The following is a 15,858-nucleotide window of genomic DNA, read 5'->3' as shown; positions in this document are numbered from 1 at the left end:
TCAGCCGGCACCGCACGGGGCGGCGGTGTCGGCCCCCGCGGGCAGGAGGGCCCTCTCGGCGTCGGTGAACGGCCGGTCCTGCACCGCGCAGAGCCCGGCCCGCCACGCGTCGGCGTCCACGGGGATCGTCACGAAGTCGTTCGCGGTGTCCATCTCCCACCGTCCGTCGATCACGTCGAGCCGGTTCCCCGTGTCGCCGGGGACCCGCAGTTCCCCGCGCGGACGCAGGTCCACCCCGTCCCAGAACCGCAGGACGGCGTTGCTGCCGCCGGGGGCGTCCGCGGTGACGATGTCGCCCGCGACGTCGTTCCCGACGAACGAGGCCGTGCTCGGGATCGCCGTCGGCGGGGCGTCCGGGTGGCCGTCCGTCGGGTCGCGGGAGCCGAGCGTGCCGGGTACCTCCAGCGTGCGCAGGTGACCGTGGTCGAACTGGTACGGGGTCTCCGCGTCGGTGAGATCGACGTCGACCGGGACCGGGCGCGGGTCGCCGAGCCGCCACTCGCGCAGCCCCTCCGGATCCCGGACCGCCACCGTGTCCGCGGCATCGTCGACGGCCGTGAAGCCGCCGTGGTCGTCGAGGTAGGAGAGCGTGTCCGGGTCGGTGGCCACGGGCGTCGGCGGGGCGACCAGCCGGTGGGTGGCCGTCGACCACCACGAGAGCACGCCGCGGGAGAGCACGACCAACCGATCGGGCGTCCGGACGAGCTGCACCCGCGCGGTGTCGGTGTCGGCGCCGGCACCGGTGGCGCCGGCCGGGCCGAGCTCGTAGGGACCCGTCGGCGTCATCGTCGGCAGATCGAACTCCCGGACCCGCGGCCCGGTGGGCGACCGCGTGGTCACCCACATCGTGCGGCGGTCGGTGAAGCTCCCGAGGTTCGTCACGGTCTCCCCCGGATCGAGCCCCATCCGGGCCTCGTCCAGCTCCCCCAGCACCCGCCCGCTCGCCCGATCGACCACCCGGGCCCGGTTCTCGAAACGCCGCATCACCACGACGAACGAGCCGTCCGGGCCGCCGAACGCGATCGTCGGGGCGGAGGTGTCGCCGGAGTCCCGCCACGCGGGCACGGTCGACGGGGCCAGCAGGTCGATCCCGGTCCCGTCCGCCAGCAGGACCCGACCGTCGTGCACCCCGACCAGGGACGTCCGGCGGATCCGCGTCCCGATCGCGGTGGTGTGCTCGACGGACCGGACGTCGTCGGCGTCCAGGCCGGCCGCGGACGGGAGCCAGACCGAACTCCGTGCCCCGTCGGCCAGGCCGACGAGCTGGGCCCGGTCGGTCCCGGTGGCGTCCGTGCTCGACCCGTTCTCCAACCAGGCGAGGTGCTCCCCGTCGGAGGTCACCATGGTGCTGTCCGGACGGCAGCTCGGGCCGGTCCCGGACGTCGGAATCCGTCGGGTCGGGGTGCCGGTCGCGCCGTCGGCAACGGTGAGCACGTTCGTCCCGGGACCGATCTGCTCGTCGCCGCAGGTCACCAGGAACCGCCCGTTGCCGGCGACCACGGTGTTCGGCGAGAACGTCCCCAGCACCGCGCCGGTCCGGACGTCGCGGAGGGTCAGGGTGGCCATCGGCCGCGCGGTGGTGATGTCCGCCAACGCGACCTGCGGATCGGGGACGCGGACCAGGACACGGGTGGGATCGGCCGTCGGCCAGACCGTGTCCCCGGCCTCCGGGAGCTGCATCACCGCCGTCGAGGCGCCCGTGACCAGGTCGTCGAGGCGGACCTCGGTCCCTCCCGCGACGGTGCTGAGCAGGTGCGCACCGTCGGCCGTAGGCAGCACGCCCCGACGCGCCAGGGGCAGCTCCCGCGGTGGCGCCGCGTCGGTGCGGTCCCACACGAGCGTGCGGCCGGTGGGATCGGCGAGCAGCACGAAGCGCCCGCCCGGCACCACCGTGAGCGGGCGCAACCGCCCGTCGACCTCGGGGACGGGCGTCACGACCGGGCGCGGCCCACCGAGCCCGTCGACGACGGTCGCCGCACTCGGCATCGCCACCAACGCCGCTCCCGACGACGGGTCGATCTCCAGTCCCCCGAGGGCGCCGGTCGCGTCCGGCACGTCGAACCGGCCGACCGTGGACCGTCGCGCGAGGAAGGCCTGCCCGACGGCCTCGCGCGCCTCCACCCCGTCCGGGTCGGCGGCGTAGGCCGCCAGGGCCAACTGGGTGGCTGCGCCGGCGTCGGTGGGCAGGCGACTCGAGGACAGCTGGGCGAGCGTCCTCGCGTTCGCGACCGCGAGGGCCCGGCTCAGCCGCCCGTTGCTCTGCCCCAGCACGATCGACAGGACACCCGCCACCAGGGCGAGCACGACGACGACCGCGACGGCCGTCGTCCGGACCCGCCGGTCACGACGCCGACGACCGTGGCTGGCGTCGACCAGGGACCGCTCCCGTGGCGCGAGGTCGTCCCGGGACGAGAACCGCAGTGCCGTCTCCAGGTCCGCGCCCCGCAACAGGACCCCGGGCTCGTGATCGGCCGCCCACCGCTCGGCGGCCGGACCGACCTGCGCCCGCCACCGCAGGAAGTCCGCGTCGGCCTCGACCCACGTCCGCAGACGCGGCCAGTGCTCGAGCAGCGCCTGGTGGGCGAGCTCGGCGACCTCGCCGCGCGGTCCGGGTCCGATCACGACGAGGCGTGCCTCCGCGAGGCGTTCCACGACCCGGCGTCGTCGGTCCGACGCGGACGCCAGGAGGGACGGGTGCCGCACGAAGCCGTTCTCGACAGGGAGGGTCATCGCGGTCAGCGCGTCCCGCGCCTCGTGCCGCTCCTCGGTCCCCAGCGCGCCCCACACCTGCTCGGCGGCCGTGACCAGTGCACCCTCCACGCGACCGACCCGCTCGTAGGCCTCCACGGTCAGCCGACCGTCGTCCCACAGCGCGGTGAGCGTCGCGGCGACCAGCGGCAGCCGGCCGGGCTCGTCGCCGGCGTCGTCCACGATCCGCTCGACCAGCTCCGGCGCGAACGAGGGCCCGGGCACGCGGGCCGCGGGCTCCGCCACCGCGGCCCGCAGACCCGGCCGGTCGAGCGGGGTGATCGCGACCAGTGAGCGCTGCAGGTCGGCGACCGTCGACCCGGTGCGCAGCGCATCGAACGTCGCCCACCGCGCGGTCAGGGCGACCGCCACGCCCGCGCGGGCCAGGGCGGTCACGACGTCCAGCGCCGCGCGGGCGGCCTCGGGCGTCAGCACCGGCAGGTCCTCGAACTGGTCGATGACGACGACGAGCCGCCGATGGGCCAGGTCGTCGACCTCGCGCCCCTCCAGCAGGGCACGCAACCGGGCCCGCCACGTCGTCGCCATCTCCGCCCCGACGGCGCCGAGCCCCGCGGCGATGCCCTCGACCACGGTCGCCGCGGTGTCCGCGCCTGCGAGCCGAGCGATCGCGATCGTGCGGCCCTGCCGACGGAGGGCGGGGATGACGCCGGCCGCGAGCAGGGACGACTTCCCGGACCCGGAGCCCCCGGTGAGGATCAGCAGCCGGGTGGCGTCGAGCACGCCGACGGCACGAGCCACGTCGTCGTCACGGCCGAAGAAGAACTCGGCGTCGTCCTCGCCCAGGGCGGCCAGCCCGCGGTACGGGTTGACGAGCAGGTCGGGCGCGAGGGCCAGGACCCGGTCGATCGGGAGGGCGTAGGCGCCGCCGTCGCTCCCGGGCAGGTCCGCCGCCACGGCCATCGCGACGACGGCCTCGTGCTCCACGTCCCAGACCGGGGCGCCGCTGAAGCCCGGCCCGACGGGCTCGTCGTCGTGATCCACCAGCTGCAGCCACCCGCTGGCCTGACCCCGTCGGAACTCCCCCGCCGTCCAGGAGCCCTCCTCCCGGCCCGGTGGGAAGCCGGCGATTTGGAACGCGTCGCCGAAAGGGTCCGCGACCCGCCGTAACGGGGGTGGGTCGGCCGGCACCGGCTCGTCGAGCCGCAGCACCGCGACGTCGCCGCCGCCGTCCTCGTCCGGGGGCGCCCACCGCCACACCTGGGCCCACCGCTCCGGTCGGCCGGGCAGGAACGGCAGGTCGATCCGCATTTTGTCCGGGGGCATCCCGTCGGGCACGTCGTCGTGCCCGAGCGCCTCCGCGACGACGTGCGCGCAGGTGGCGACGATGTCCGGCGCGAGCAGCATCCCGGCCCCGACCGCGTAGCCCGACCGCCCGAACCGCACGACGGCGCGCTGTGCCTCGCCGGTCCCCCGGCGCCCCTCCCCCACGACGCGGAGTCTGACACGACCGGGTGACGACGTGGATCTCGTGCTCATCGCGCCGGGAACGCGGTCGCCGTGCCGTCCGCGATCACCCATCGCGTCGGCGGCCGGAGGACGCGGATCTCGCACGCGCGCCCGGCCCCGTCGAAGAGGATCTCGCGGTCGGGATAGATCCACAGCTCCTGGTCCGACGCGCTGCCCACGGACCGCACGAGCGCCCGCCGCGGCGGCCTGCCGAGCCGCTCGCCGACCTCGCCCGTACTCATCCCGACCTCGACCGTCGTCCCCACCACGTCTCCCGCCACTCGTCCCTGCCGGGGAGGACCGGCACACCGCCGCCGAAGGTTGGGGGTGACCGCGGAAATTCCTCGCCGACCGGCCCCAACCCTGTGCGGGGTCCCGGTGGTCCCCCGGACGAGACCGACACGACGGCGAGGGAGGACACATGGGGTCCGTGGTGGAGGAACCGGTGCGGGAGGGCCTGCGGGGCCGCCCGCTGGGGCTGACGGTGGTGACGCACGACGAGGGTCCGGTCGACGGGCCGCACGACGTGCTGGCCTCACCGGGGGGCCGGTGGTCGAGCGAGGTGTTCGACGTGCCGCTCGGCGACGACCGCCACGTCGTCTACGCCCCGTTGCGCCGCGCGGCGTTCGTGACGACGACGGCGGGGCGCGACGCGCTGGCCCGGCTCGACGACGCGGCGGCACCGGTCGACCCGGACCTCCTGGCGTTCCTGCGCTCCATGGGCCTCGTCGACGGCGGACCGGAGGCCCCACCGGACGACCTCCTGACCGGCCCGACCGTCCCCACCGCGGTCACGCTCTTCCTCACCACGGCGTGCAACCTGCGCTGCGACTACTGCTACGCCTCGGCCGGCGACACCGTGCAGGAGTGGATGCCGTGGCCGGTCGCACGGCAGGCGGTCGACACCGTCGTCGACAACGCCGTGGCCACGGGAGCGGACCGGGTCGCGCTCGCCCTGCACGGCGGCGGAGAACCCACCCTGAACTGGGAGGTCCTGACGGCGGCCGTGGAGCGGCTCCGCGACCGCGCGACGGCCGCGGGCCTGGCCGCGACCGTCACGCTGGCCACGAACGGCGTCCTCCCGCCCGCCCGCGCCGATTGGCTGGCCGCCCACGTCGACTCCGCCAGCATCTCGTGCGACGGGCTCCCCGAGGTGCAGGACGCGCACCGCCCCCGGGTCGGCGGTGCCGGGTCGTCCGCGCCGCTGATGCGCACGCTCGAGCGCTTCGACGCGGCCGGGTTCCGCTACAACCTGCGCGTCACCGTGACCCGGGACCAGATCCCGCGGCTCGCGGACTCCGTGGAGTTCCTGGCCACGCGCTTCCGGCCGCGGCGGATCCAGGTCGAGCCCGCCTACCGGCTCGGGCGGTGGGCCGACGCGACGTCGGCGGAGACCACGGAGTTCGTCGACGCCTACCGCACGGCGCAGCTGCGGGCCGACGACGCCGGGGTCGGGCTGTTCTACTCCGCCGCCCGGCTCGGGCTGGTCAGCCACCACTTCTGCGGCGTCACCCGGGACACCTTCGCCGTCACACCGGGCGGCGCGATCTCCGGCTGCTACGAGGTCTTCTCCGACGCCTCGCCCCAGGCCGACGGGTTCGTGTACGGCCGCAGCGATCCCGACGGCGACGGCTACCTCGTCGACACGACCCGTCGCGACTCCCTGCGGGCCCACGCCACCGGCCACCACGACTTCTGCTCCGGCTGCTTCGCGAAGTGGAGCTGCGCCGGGGACTGCCTGCACAAGGCGCGCTCCGAGCACCCCGGGCAGTCGTTCCGCGGCTCGCAGCGCTGCCACATCACCCGCGCGCTCACCGCGGACCAGCTCGTGCGCGCGATCGGCGAGGCCGGCGGCCTGCGCTGGTACGCGGGCCCCGACGGCACCGACCCGACCGAGGAGACGTCATGACGATGCCCGACCCCGAGACGCCCGAGACGCCGGTGGTGATCGTCCCGGTCGAGCTGCCCGCGCCCCGCCGTCGTCACCGGCCCGTGCTCGCCGCCGGACTCGGCGTGGCCGGCGCGCTGGCCGCGCTCACGGCCTGCGGACCGACGTCGGCACCCCCGCCGACCACCCGGTACGTACCGCCGACCACCACGCCCCCGCCGACGACGACCACGACCCCGCCGCCGACCACGACCACCACCACCACGACCACCACCACGACGCCGCCCGCGGGTGGCTCGTACGGCGGTGGCTACGTGGGCGGTGACCGCCTGACCCAGCCGTGTCTGCCGACGAAGATCCCCAAGGGCTACGTCTGCACCTGCAACTGCGTGCCGGGCTGAGGAGACGACGAGATGACGACGATCCCGCCGGACGACCGGCTCACGGCCCTCCTGCGCCGCTTCGACGTGCGCTGGCTGCCCGACGAGGGCGGGCTCGCCGTGGACCGGAGCACCCGCTCCGGGCTGGTGCGTATCTGTACGGGCGCCGACGAGCGGCTGGCCACCATGATCGGCGTCTACCGCACGGAGCGGGCCGGGCTCCTGCGCTTCGCCCGGTCACTGCTCGGGCGCGACGACGGAGCCGCCGAGGACCTCCTGCAGGAGGTCATGCGGAAGGTCTGCCAGAAGCCGCCGACCGTGCAGGAACCCGGCCGGGAACTCGCCTACCTCCTCCAGGCGGTCCGCAACGAGGCGTCCACCATCGGTGGACGGGCCGGACGCGACCGCGCACGCCGGGTCGACGATCCCGACGCCGTGGCCGGCGTCACCGACGCCACCGCGCCCTTCGAGGACCCGGTGCTGTTCCACCTCGTCGTCGCGCGGGCCCTGGCGGCTCTCGCGCCTCGACAGCGGGCCCTGGTCGAACTGGTCGACATCCGGGGCCTGACCGTGGCGCAGGCGGCCGCGGAGCTCGACATCGCCGTCGGCACGGCGAAGAAGCATCGCTTCGTCGCGCTGCGCCGGCTGCGGGACGACCCGGCGCTGGCCGAACTGCGCGACGTGGCCTGACCCCAACCTTCCGGCGCCCGCCGTGGTCTCCAGGGATGGGAGGGCGCGGTGGACGCCCGGACGACGAGGGAGCGGACATGAACGTGCAGATGCGGGAGCAGGGCGGGGTGTGGGTGCCGGAGGCGGTGCGCCGGGCGGCGGAGGCGGCCGGGCTCGGCGTCGCGCGGGAGGTCCGCGCCGAGCGGTCGGCGACGGCGACCGCCCTGGGTGGGCTGGCCCTGTGCACCGTCGGCGTGGTCGTCTCGCTGCTCGTCTCGGGCTTCAACGCCACGCAGACCGCGTCCGGGGGCTCGGGCGCCCCGCACGTGTTCGTCCCCAGCGGCGCGGTCGCCGTGATCGGGCTCGTCATCGCGATCCGCGCGCTCGTGATGGGCGCGCGCACCCACTACCGCTGCGACGGGGGCCTGGTCGTCGCCCGGCGCGGCTCGGTCCGCACGGTGCGGTGGGCCGACGTGGAGGAGCTCCGTGCGGTGAAGGGGCGGGCGGGGGCCGCGGTGCTCGCCTACCGGGTCGGGGTCCGCGGCGCCCGTCCCGTCGTCCTGCCGCTGCGCACGGTGGGCGGCCGGGACCCGTTCATGGACGGGGTCATCGCCGGCGCGCGCACGCACGGCGCGACGGTGCGCTGAGCGGGTTCCGGGCACCCCGGGACGATCCGGACCGGCTGCGGAGATCCCCTGTCGCCCCGGGGGCCCGCCGGGTGAGAATCCCCGGCGTCGTCGCAGGCTGGGGGTCGTCGTGGTGGTCGCGGACGCGGACGGGGTCGAGGGATGGCTCGGTGACCTGCTCCGGCGGTTCGACCCGGGGTGGATGCCTCCGGTCGAGGGCCTGGCGAGCGACCGGGAGGCCCGGGGCGGCCTGCAGCGCATCTCGGCGACGGACGCGCGGGGCCGCCTGGACCGGCTGATCGCGTTCTACGAGCAGGAGCGGCCGAAGTTGCTGGCGTTCGCGCGCCGCACGCTCGGCACGGACGCCGACCTCGCGGACGATCTCCTCCAGGAGGTCATGCGCAAGATCTGCCAGAAGCCGCCGGTGATGCGGGAGCCGGACAAGGAGGCCCCGTTCTTCTACCAGGCGATCCGCAACGAGGCCGTGACGCAGGGGACGCGCGCCGGGCGGGAGCGCAGCCGCCGCGAGCAGGACGAGGACGCGGCGGCGCAGGTGCCCGACGACACGGCCGCCGTCGAGGACCCGGTGGTGTTCCACCTCGTGCTCGCCCGCGCGCTCGCGACGCTGTCGCCGCGGGAGCGCGATCTCGTCGAGCTGGTGGACATCCGGCAGATGACCATCAAGGACGCCGCCGTCGAGCTCGGCATCTCCCTCGGGACCGCCAAGAACTACCGGTTCGTCGCGCTGCGGCGGTTGCGTGCCGACCCGGGTCTCGGCGATCTCCGCACGGCGGCCTGACCGCCGCGATGACCGAGGCCGACGGCGCGGCCGCCGTGGTGCGCGTCCGCGCAGGTGGTCGGCACGTCGCCGGGGCGGGGGTCCTGCTGGCCCCGGATCTGGTCGCGACGTGCGCGCACGTCGTCGGGGACGCCCTCGGCCACGACGAGGTGCCGTCGCTGGCGCCGGGCGCGGCGCTGCGGGTGGACCTGCCGTTCGCCCCCGGTGCACCTGCGCGGGACGCCACCGTCTGGCGGTGGTGGCCGCCGGCGGCCGACGGGTCCGGCGACGTCGCGATCCTGCGGCTCGCCGCCCCGGTCCCCGTCGCGGTGCCGGCGATGCGTCGCGTTGCGGACCTCTGGGGGCGGTCGTGCCGCGTGGCCGGCTTCCCGCCCGGCCGGGAGGACGGGGTCTGGTCCGGCGGGGTGCTGCGTTCCGGTCAGGGCGCCGGCTGGATCCAGCTGGTGGGCTCCGCCGACGTCGGCCCCGGCTTCAGCGGGACCCCGGTGTGGGACGAGGGCGGTGGCGTCATCGCCCTCGCCGTCGCGGCCGACCGAGCGGGCGGAACCGAGCGGTCGACGTACGCGATTCCCATCGGTCATGTGCTGTCGCAGGTCCCCGAGCTGCTGGCCAACCCCTACCGCGGGTTGGCCGCCTTCGGCGAGTCGGACCGCGACCTCTTCTTCGGTCGGGAGACCGAGCTGGCGCACGCGACCGGTGTGCTCGAGCGGGAGGGGCTGGTGGTGCTGGCCGGCGGCTCCGGGACCGGGAAGTCGTCGCTGCTCGCCGCGGGGATCGTCCCCGAGGCCCGGGCTCGCGGACGGCGACCGGCGCCCACCCGGCTGGCGGGCGTCTCGACGCGCGGCGAGGTGGTCGCGGCGTTCGCCGCCGCCCTGGTCGAGGCGACCGCGCCGGACCCGGCGGCGGTCACACGCCGCGGGGTGCGCCCGGTCGTGGAGGACTGGGACGCACGCACGTGGTCCCGCCTGCTCGCCGCGCGGCCGGATGACGTCACCGCGATCGGCCGAGACGACGAGCGGCCGGGCGCGGTGCGCGGGACGGACGCCGCCGCGGTCGCGCGGGCGGGGCTGATGGTCGTCGTCGACCAGTTCGAGGACCTCGCGGCCTCCGCCCCCGTGGCGGCGCGCACGGCGGTGGACGTGATCTCGACGCTCGCCTCGCTCGGGGTGTGGGTCGCGGTGACGGCCCGGTGGGCGACCATCGACGACCTGCTCGACGGCCGCGGCGCTCCGACGCTGCACCGCGCGGTCGTCGGCGTGCTGCCGCCGGGACGCGAGCGGCTGCGGGCCGCCGTGGCCGAACCCGCCGCGCGGGTGCCCGGCCCCTCCTTCGCGCCGAGGGTGGTGGCGCGCATCGTCGACGACGCCGGCGACGAGCCGGGGCGACTCCCGCTGGTGGCCGTCCTGCTCGCCGAGCTCTGGGACGCCGCGGAGGACGGGTGGCTCACCCTGGACGCCTACCGCCGGGTGGGCACGGTGCAGGGCGCCCTCGCGACGGCCGCCGAGCGGCTCTGGGACGAGCTCGGCGACGGACGACGGGCGCGCGCCCGGACGCTGCTGCTGGCGATGACCCGTCCCGACGACACCGGATTCGTCCGGCACCCGGTCCCCCTGACCTCGCTCGACGCCGGACAGCGCCGCGTGGCCGAGGCGCTGGCCGCCGCCCGGCTCGTCGTCATCGGGCCCGGCCCGCACGGCGACGTGGTCGAGCTCGCGCACCAATCGCTGATCGAGCGCTGGCCGCGTCTGCGCGGCTGGCTGGAGTCCGACGGCGAGTTCCTGCGCTGGCGAGCGCAGCTGCGGCACGCGGTGAGGGGCTGGGAACCGGGCCACGACCGCGACACGGTGCTGCGGGGCGTTCCCCTCGAGGTCGCGGCGTCGTGGCTCGACGAGCGGGCCGACGAGCTGAGCGCCCCCGAGATCGACTTCGTCCGGGCCGGCCTGCGGCGCCGCCGTCTCGAACGGCGGCTGCAGCGCGCGACGCTGGTCGCCGTGGTCGTCCTCGGGGTCCTCCTCGGGATCGTGCTCGCGTCGACGCTCGGCACCCCGGTGTCCGCGTGGTGCCGAGCGGTGGCGCCCACCGTCGTCGGGACGGCTCAGTGGGGCGGCAGCGTCCCGACGTCGTAGATCATGACGTTCTTGCTCTCCTTGTTCGCGACGACGGCCCGGCTCCCGTCCGGGGTCAGCGCCACCATCGACGCGTCGTCGCCGGCCGGCACGTTCTGCGTGACCTGACGGGTCCGGTTGTCGATGATGCTCATCGACTTGCCGTCCTCGTTGACGACGTAGCTGTGCGCTCCGTCGGGTGCGAAGGCGATGCTCTGCGGCCCCTCGGGCAGCGGCGTCGTGCCGATGACCGTGTTCGACGCGGCGTCGATGAAGGTCACGGAGTCGCCGTCGTAGTTGACCTCCTCGACCAGCTTCCCGTCCGGCGAGACAGCGATCGAGTGCGGGGCGACCCCGGGCCCGATCGGCACCGAGCCGACCACGGCGTTCGTCGTGGTGTCGATGATCGTGATCTGCCCGGGGACGTGGTTGGTCACGTAGCCGTAGCGGCCGTCGGGGGTGAGCGCGACCCAGTGCGGGCTGGCCGGGGTCGGGATCTCGGCGACCGGCGCCCGGCTCTCGGGGTCGAGCACGGACACCGTCGAGGCGTTCATGTTCGGGACGTAGAGCAGGTGCGGTTCCTTCGGCGCGATCGCGAACCCGAACAGCCAGGTCAGCGCGGAGCCCTGGTCGGCGCGCTGCCCGGTCGGGATGGCCCCGTCGAACTCGTTGAGCCGCGTGTCCATGGTGCCGATGACCAGCTGCTGCTGGGTCTTGTCGTAGTAGGTGACGTAGGCGTGCTCGCCGCTGGGCGAGACGCCGACGAAGTACGGCGGGCCGGGCACGGGCACGTCCTGGAGCACCTGCCCGCTGGCGATGTCGAGCACCTCGAGGGCGGGACGGTCGCCGGTGATCGTCAGGTAGGCCGACTTCCCGTCCGGGGACACCGCGACGGTCTCGGGCTCGCCGTTGGTCGGGAAGGTCCCGACGAGGCTCGCGTCGGGACGGCTGACCGCGATCGGCTTCTCCTCCTCGGCGGGTGGCCGGGGAGCGCCGGTGGCGGTCGCCTCGGACGACGCGGCCGCGGTGTCGGTGTCGGTGTCGGAGTTCCCCACGATCACGACGAGTGCCGCGACGACCGCCGCGACGAGGACGACGGCCAGGGCCGCCACCATGCCGCGGCGGGATTTTCCCTGGTTCCTTCCACCGCCGGGACCGCCGGGGCCGCCCGGGCCGGTGGGGCCCGACGGGGTCGCGACGACGGCGGTCCGGTCCGCGTCGTCGGTGGGTGGGCGCCGGTCCGTGACCACGGTCGCGGCCGATGCCGGGTCCCCGGCCTCGGCGTCGGACACCGGGGTGGGCGGGTCGGTCAGGATCCGGGTCGACGCCGGAGGCACTGCGGCGCCGTCGCGTGCCGAGTGTCCGGCGCTGCTGCGGTCGAGGACGACGCGCGCGTCCTTGGCGAACTCGGCGGCCGAGGTGTACCGGTCCGCCGGGTCCTTGGCCATGGCGCGCGCGATGACGTCGTCGAACCCGCTCGGGACCTCGCGGCAGCGCAGGGACGGCACCGGCGGTGCGGCTTCGGTGTGCGCCTTCATCAACGACGGGAAGCCGTCGACCTCGAACGGCAGCGCCCCCGTCAGACACTGGTAGAACACACAGCCCAGTGAGTAGATGTCGGCCTCGGGACCCGCGACGCCGTCGAACTGCTCGGGCGCCATGTACTGCAGGCTGCCGACGACGACGTGGCTGGCGGTCAGCGCCGCGGACGACCCGGACGACGCCCGGGTGATCCCGAAGTCCGCGAGGTAGACGAAGTCCTCGTCGCTGAAGTCGCGGTCGAGCAGGATGTTGGACGGCTTCACGTCGCGGTGCACCAGACCGTCGCGGTGCGCCGCGTCGAGGGCGCTCGCGACCTGGCTGACGATCGCGACCGCGCGGGACGCGCGCAGCCGGCCCTCCTCGACGAGGAGACGCTCCAGGTCGCAGCCGTTGACCAGGCGCATGTCCAGGAAGAGCCGGCCGTCGATCTCGCCGTAGGTGTGGATCGGGACGACGTGCGGGTTGCGCAGCCGCGCGGCCGCCCGTGACTCCCGCTTGAACCGCTTCTGGAAGTCCGGGTCGTCGGCCATGTGCGCCAGGAGGCGCTTGACCGCGACCTCCCGGTCCTGCCCGACGTCGTAGGCCGCGAAGACCTCACCCATGCCGCCCCGCCCCAGCAGCCGCTGCAGGCGGTACGGGCCGAACTCTTCCCCGCCGACCATGGTCACCACTTCCCCCGGGCGTGCGTCCGACCGGACGCCGCGTTGCCGCCGACTCCCACCACGCCCGTCACCCCCGCGGCGGCACGCACTCGTGATCTGCACATGCGGACGACCGCGGCAGCAGATCCACTGCGCGAGTCATACCAGCTCGATCGGGTGAGGGATAGATCCGCTGAGTAGCCGCGCACCACGTGGGCCGAATGTCGTTTTCTGTGTTCGTCAGCTCGTCTGTGTGGCCGTCCACAGCCCCTGGACGATCCGGAAGACACCGAAGATCATCGGACCCCAGGCCACGACGTAGATGCCTCCACCGGCCGCGTTCGCGTACGTGATCACGGTGACGAGGACCCCGAGGATCAACCAGATCGCGCCGACCACGAGCCGGCGCCGCGCCAGCGACCCCCGCTCCGCCGCGGTCTGCTCGTAGGGGGCGGGGCCGTCGTGCTGAGCCGCTCCCGGAACCGTCGCGTCCATGGTCACTCCCCTGTCCTCGAGCGGCCCGGAGCCGCCAGTCGCAGAGGTGGACCGCGTCCGGGAGGAAAAGGTTGGGGGCACCACGTGCCGGTGGAACGACGGAACGGGAGAAGCGGGCTCGCGAGAACTCGCGATCCGTCAGGGACCGGCTCCCGGGGACGGATCGAGCAGAGCGTCCAGCCGGTCCGCAATGGCTCCGATCTCGTCGAGCTCGCCGCTCGCGACCGCCACCACGAGATCGAACACTGCATCCTGGTCCACTCGGGGGCGGCAGCCGTTGATCACGAGGAAGACAGCCGTCGCTGCCCAGGCCAACCGCTTGTTGCCGTCGATCAGAGCATGATTCCGGCAGAGGCTGTGCAGCAGCGCGGCGGCTTTGAGCGGGAGCGTCGGGTACGCGTCCCGTCCGAAGACCGTGGCCGCCGGCCGAGCGAGCGCGGCCTCGAGCAGACCGAAGTCGCGAACCTGAGGCTCCTCGCCGAGGGCGGACTCCATGAATCGCAGGAGGTCGTCCAGGGTGAGGTAGCGGATCACGCCCGACCCAGCCGGTCCAGCGCCTCGCGGAAGTTCGTCGTCACCCAGGCCGCAGCGCGGTCCACGTCGTCCTCGTGCTCGCGGGTCTCCACGTACTCCCGCACCGCCGCACGGGCGACCTCCTGCATCGAGCGGCCCTCCGCGTCGGCCCGACGCCGCAGGGCCTCGGACTCCTCGTCGGTCAGCCGCAGCGTCATGGCCATGCCACCAACGATACCGATTTCGGTATCTGTCGGGTTGCGGTCAGCGGCGGAAGACGTGCCCGTGCGCACAACGGAAGGTCCCGTCGTCGAGACGGGGCGACGCGGCGCTGCAGCGCGGGCACGGCACCACGTCGCGAGCCTTCGCCCGCGGGACCGGCCACGCCCCGCTCGACCGGAGCGCCTTGGCCATCGAGGACGACGAGCTCCCGGTCCGGAGGTGGGGCAGGTCGGTCACGAGGTGCGAGACGACCTTCGCCGCACTCTTCACGCGCGCGGTCGTGCTCGAACCGAGCGACGAGCGCGTGGTCGCACTGCGGACACGGGGACGAGGGGCGGTCATCCCCCGAGCATGCTCCGACGGCGGCCGCGACGACACGTTCGTGGCGTGGGTGTGCACGAAGAGTGCAACGGCTGGGCCGGAAGGTGCGCGAGAACCGATTCCGGCGGAAGCGGATTTCCCGCACCGTTCTCGGTCAGAACTCCGACCCGATCCGGGCATTCCGGGTGTTCGGCGGTCCCCGGATCTTCCGGCGCTCGTTCGGAGTTGACGACGGCCGATGACGGCCGACGCTCCCCGGGAGGCACCGCAATGCCGGCACACAGTGCACCGACATCACGACGGCAGCTCCGCACCACCGTCCTCACCGCCGTCGGCACCGCGCTCGCCGCGGTCGCCCTGATGGTCGGCGGGTCGGCCCTGACCGCGTCACCCGCCGGTCAGGAGCCCGTCACGACGGCGGGTCCGGTCCGGCTGCTCGACGCGCCGGCCGCACCGAGCCCGACCACGACGACGTCCGCACCCGCCGTCAGGAAGAGCGCAGCACCGCGGACGAGCACCAAGCCCACGACCACCACGAAGAAGCCCACCACGACGACGACCTCGTCGGACGAGGACGACGACTAGCCCCGGTCGCCCACCACGTCGCGGATCGCCGCGGCCGCGTCGTCGAGGACCTGGCGCGCGGCCGGGTAGCCGTAGGGCTGCCGGGAGAGGATCGCGACGACGTAGCGGTCGGCCGGCGCGAGCAGGCCGGCGCTGTGGAGGTCCACGGCCTCGTCCAGGCAGCAGAGCCAGCCCTGCTTGGCGTCCGCCGGACCTCGTCGGGACGGGTCGAGCAGCCCGAAGGCCTGGTCGAAACCGTCGGCTGCCTGCGCGGGCGCCGCGCCCAGTGCGTCCAGGACGAGGTCCCGGTCGACCGGCGCGAGGCCCTCGACGACGTAGCGGAACACACTGGTCATGTCCCGCGGCGAGAGCTGGACCTCGCCCCACTGGGACGGGTCGTCGGGGGCCGTCGTGTCCTGCAGCCCGAGCGCCTCGCTCACCCGCGTGATCCCGGCCTGCCCGCCGAAGCGCGACCACAGGGTGTTCATCGCGTCGTCGTCGCTCGGCCCGAGGGCGGCGCGGATCAGCTCCCGGTCGGCGTCGGTGACCTGACCGCCGCGGAGCGCGTCGAGCACCGTCAGCACCTTCGACAGCGACGCCGAGTTGAATGGCTCCGACCCGGCGTCGTTCACGGCGAGCGAGCCGGTGGTGCGGTCGAGGACGGCGATCCCGACGGTCGCCCCGGCCCGGGTCACGCTGGCGTCCGCGGCGTCGACGGCCTCCTGCGCGCGGGAGGGCTCGACGGGAGCGGACGCCGCCGTCGTCACGGGTGGAGGAGCAGCGACGGGGGCAGGGGCCGGCGCGCAGCTGACGACGACGGCCGCGAGGACGCACAGTCCGGCGGCACGCCAGGAACGACTCACCCACCTGGGTCCCCG

Annotated in this window: 15 protein-coding genes; 7 read left to right on the top strand and 8 right to left on the bottom strand. The window is 74.8% G+C overall.

Annotated features, from left to right (window positions below; all coding sequences use genetic code 11):
• Entirely contained in the window at positions 1–4,197 is a 4,197-nt protein-coding gene (locus tag QRT03_RS23280) for a S1 family peptidase (protein ID WP_286055471.1), read from the bottom strand.
• Between the two features lie 44 nt (positions 4,198–4,241).
• Complete coding sequence (locus tag QRT03_RS23275) at positions 4,242–4,481, bottom strand: hypothetical protein (protein ID WP_286055470.1); 240 nt, start codon at positions 4,479–4,481, stop codon at positions 4,242–4,244.
• Between the two features lie 155 nt (positions 4,482–4,636).
• On the opposite strand from QRT03_RS23275, the gene QRT03_RS23270 reads away from it, so the two are divergent.
• From QRT03_RS23270 to QRT03_RS23245, 6 genes are all read left to right on the top strand, one after another.
• Positions 4,637–6,124, top strand: coding sequence for a radical SAM protein (locus QRT03_RS23270; RefSeq protein WP_286055469.1), 1,488 nt, complete (start codon positions 4,637–4,639; stop codon positions 6,122–6,124).
• Positions 6,121–6,504, top strand: coding sequence for a hypothetical protein (locus QRT03_RS23265; RefSeq protein WP_286055468.1), 384 nt, complete (start codon positions 6,121–6,123; stop codon positions 6,502–6,504). Before QRT03_RS23270 ends, QRT03_RS23265 begins: the two co-directional genes overlap by 4 nt.
• Before the next feature lie 12 nt (positions 6,505–6,516).
• Positions 6,517–7,173: an RNA polymerase sigma factor gene (locus QRT03_RS23260; protein WP_286055467.1), complete on the top strand. Its 657-nt coding sequence runs from the start codon at positions 6,517–6,519 to the stop codon at positions 7,171–7,173.
• A gap of 77 nt (positions 7,174–7,250) precedes the next feature.
• Positions 7,251–7,799: a hypothetical protein gene (locus tag QRT03_RS23255; protein ID WP_286055466.1), complete on the top strand. Its 549-nt coding sequence runs from the start codon at positions 7,251–7,253 to the stop codon at positions 7,797–7,799.
• A 109-nt stretch (positions 7,800–7,908) separates the two neighbouring features.
• Entirely contained in the window at positions 7,909–8,577 is a 669-nt protein-coding gene (locus QRT03_RS23250; protein WP_286055465.1) for an RNA polymerase sigma factor, read from the top strand.
• 8 nt (positions 8,578–8,585) lie between these two features.
• The gene (locus QRT03_RS23245) at positions 8,586–10,703 is read left to right on the top strand and encodes an nSTAND1 domain-containing NTPase (RefSeq protein WP_286055464.1); all 2,118 of its coding nucleotides are present in this window, start codon (positions 8,586–8,588) and stop codon (positions 10,701–10,703) included.
• Here the strand turns inward: QRT03_RS23245 and QRT03_RS23240 are convergent.
• The 5 genes from QRT03_RS23240 to QRT03_RS23220 form a co-directional block, all read right to left on the bottom strand.
• Positions 10,673–12,886 carry a serine/threonine-protein kinase gene (locus QRT03_RS23240; RefSeq protein WP_286055463.1) on the bottom strand — a complete coding sequence of 738 codons (2,214 nt, stop codon included), beginning with the start codon at positions 12,884–12,886 and terminating at the stop codon, positions 10,673–10,675. The two genes, QRT03_RS23245 and QRT03_RS23240, sit on opposite strands and share 31 nt — an antisense overlap.
• A 219-nt stretch (positions 12,887–13,105) precedes the next feature.
• A complete protein-coding gene (locus QRT03_RS23235; protein WP_286055462.1) occupies positions 13,106–13,360 on the bottom strand; it encodes a hypothetical protein in 255 nt (84 codons plus the stop codon).
• A 138-nt stretch (positions 13,361–13,498) separates the two neighbouring features.
• On the bottom strand, positions 13,499–13,894 hold the full coding sequence (locus QRT03_RS23230) for a type II toxin-antitoxin system death-on-curing family toxin (RefSeq protein WP_286055461.1): 396 nt from the start codon (positions 13,892–13,894) through the stop codon (positions 13,499–13,501).
• Positions 13,891–14,097 carry a ribbon-helix-helix protein, CopG family gene (locus QRT03_RS23225; RefSeq protein ID WP_286055460.1) on the bottom strand — a complete coding sequence of 69 codons (207 nt, stop codon included), beginning with the start codon at positions 14,095–14,097 and terminating at the stop codon, positions 13,891–13,893. Before QRT03_RS23225 ends, QRT03_RS23230 begins: the two co-directional genes overlap by 4 nt.
• 40 nt (positions 14,098–14,137) lie before the next feature.
• The gene (locus tag QRT03_RS23220) at positions 14,138–14,365 is read right to left on the bottom strand and encodes a TFIIB-type zinc finger domain-containing protein (RefSeq protein ID WP_286055459.1); all 228 of its coding nucleotides are present in this window, start codon (positions 14,363–14,365) and stop codon (positions 14,138–14,140) included.
• A gap of 321 nt (positions 14,366–14,686) precedes the next feature.
• Between QRT03_RS23220 and QRT03_RS23215 the strand changes: the two genes are divergently transcribed.
• Positions 14,687–15,001 carry a hypothetical protein gene (locus tag QRT03_RS23215; RefSeq protein ID WP_286055458.1) on the top strand — a complete coding sequence of 105 codons (315 nt, stop codon included), beginning with the start codon at positions 14,687–14,689 and terminating at the stop codon, positions 14,999–15,001.
• Here the strand turns inward: QRT03_RS23215 and QRT03_RS23210 are convergent.
• Positions 14,998–15,843: a serine hydrolase gene (locus tag QRT03_RS23210; RefSeq protein ID WP_286055457.1), complete on the bottom strand. Its 846-nt coding sequence runs from the start codon at positions 15,841–15,843 to the stop codon at positions 14,998–15,000. The genes QRT03_RS23215 and QRT03_RS23210 overlap by 4 nt on opposite strands.
• Positions 15,844–15,858 lie beyond the last annotated feature (15 nt).

Source organism: Actinomycetospora termitidis (assembly GCF_030286555.1).
GTDB lineage: Bacteria > Actinomycetota > Actinomycetes > Mycobacteriales > Pseudonocardiaceae > Actinomycetospora > Actinomycetospora termitidis.
Note: the sequence above shows the minus strand (reverse complement) of the source record. Positions and strands in the feature narration are given on the sequence as shown.

Coding starts and splice junctions, on each gene's coding strand:
- QRT03_RS23240 (WP_286055463.1), bottom strand. CDS start 12,886: ATGGTCGGCGGGGAAGAGTTCGGCCCGTACCGCCTGCAGCGGCTGCTG.
- QRT03_RS23270 (WP_286055469.1), top strand. CDS start 4,637: ATGGGGTCCGTGGTGGAGGAACCGGTGCGGGAGGGCCTGCGGGGCCGC.
- QRT03_RS23215 (WP_286055458.1), top strand. CDS start 14,687: ATGCCGGCACACAGTGCACCGACATCACGACGGCAGCTCCGCACCACC.
- QRT03_RS23225 (WP_286055460.1), bottom strand. CDS start 14,097: ATGGCCATGACGCTGCGGCTGACCGACGAGGAGTCCGAGGCCCTGCGG.
- QRT03_RS23265 (WP_286055468.1), top strand. CDS start 6,121: ATGACGATGCCCGACCCCGAGACGCCCGAGACGCCGGTGGTGATCGTC.
- QRT03_RS23260 (WP_286055467.1), top strand. CDS start 6,517: ATGACGACGATCCCGCCGGACGACCGGCTCACGGCCCTCCTGCGCCGC.
- QRT03_RS23245 (WP_286055464.1), top strand. CDS start 8,586: ATGACCGAGGCCGACGGCGCGGCCGCCGTGGTGCGCGTCCGCGCAGGT.
- QRT03_RS23235 (WP_286055462.1), bottom strand. CDS start 13,360: ATGGACGCGACGGTTCCGGGAGCGGCTCAGCACGACGGCCCCGCCCCC.
- QRT03_RS23255 (WP_286055466.1), top strand. CDS start 7,251: ATGAACGTGCAGATGCGGGAGCAGGGCGGGGTGTGGGTGCCGGAGGCG.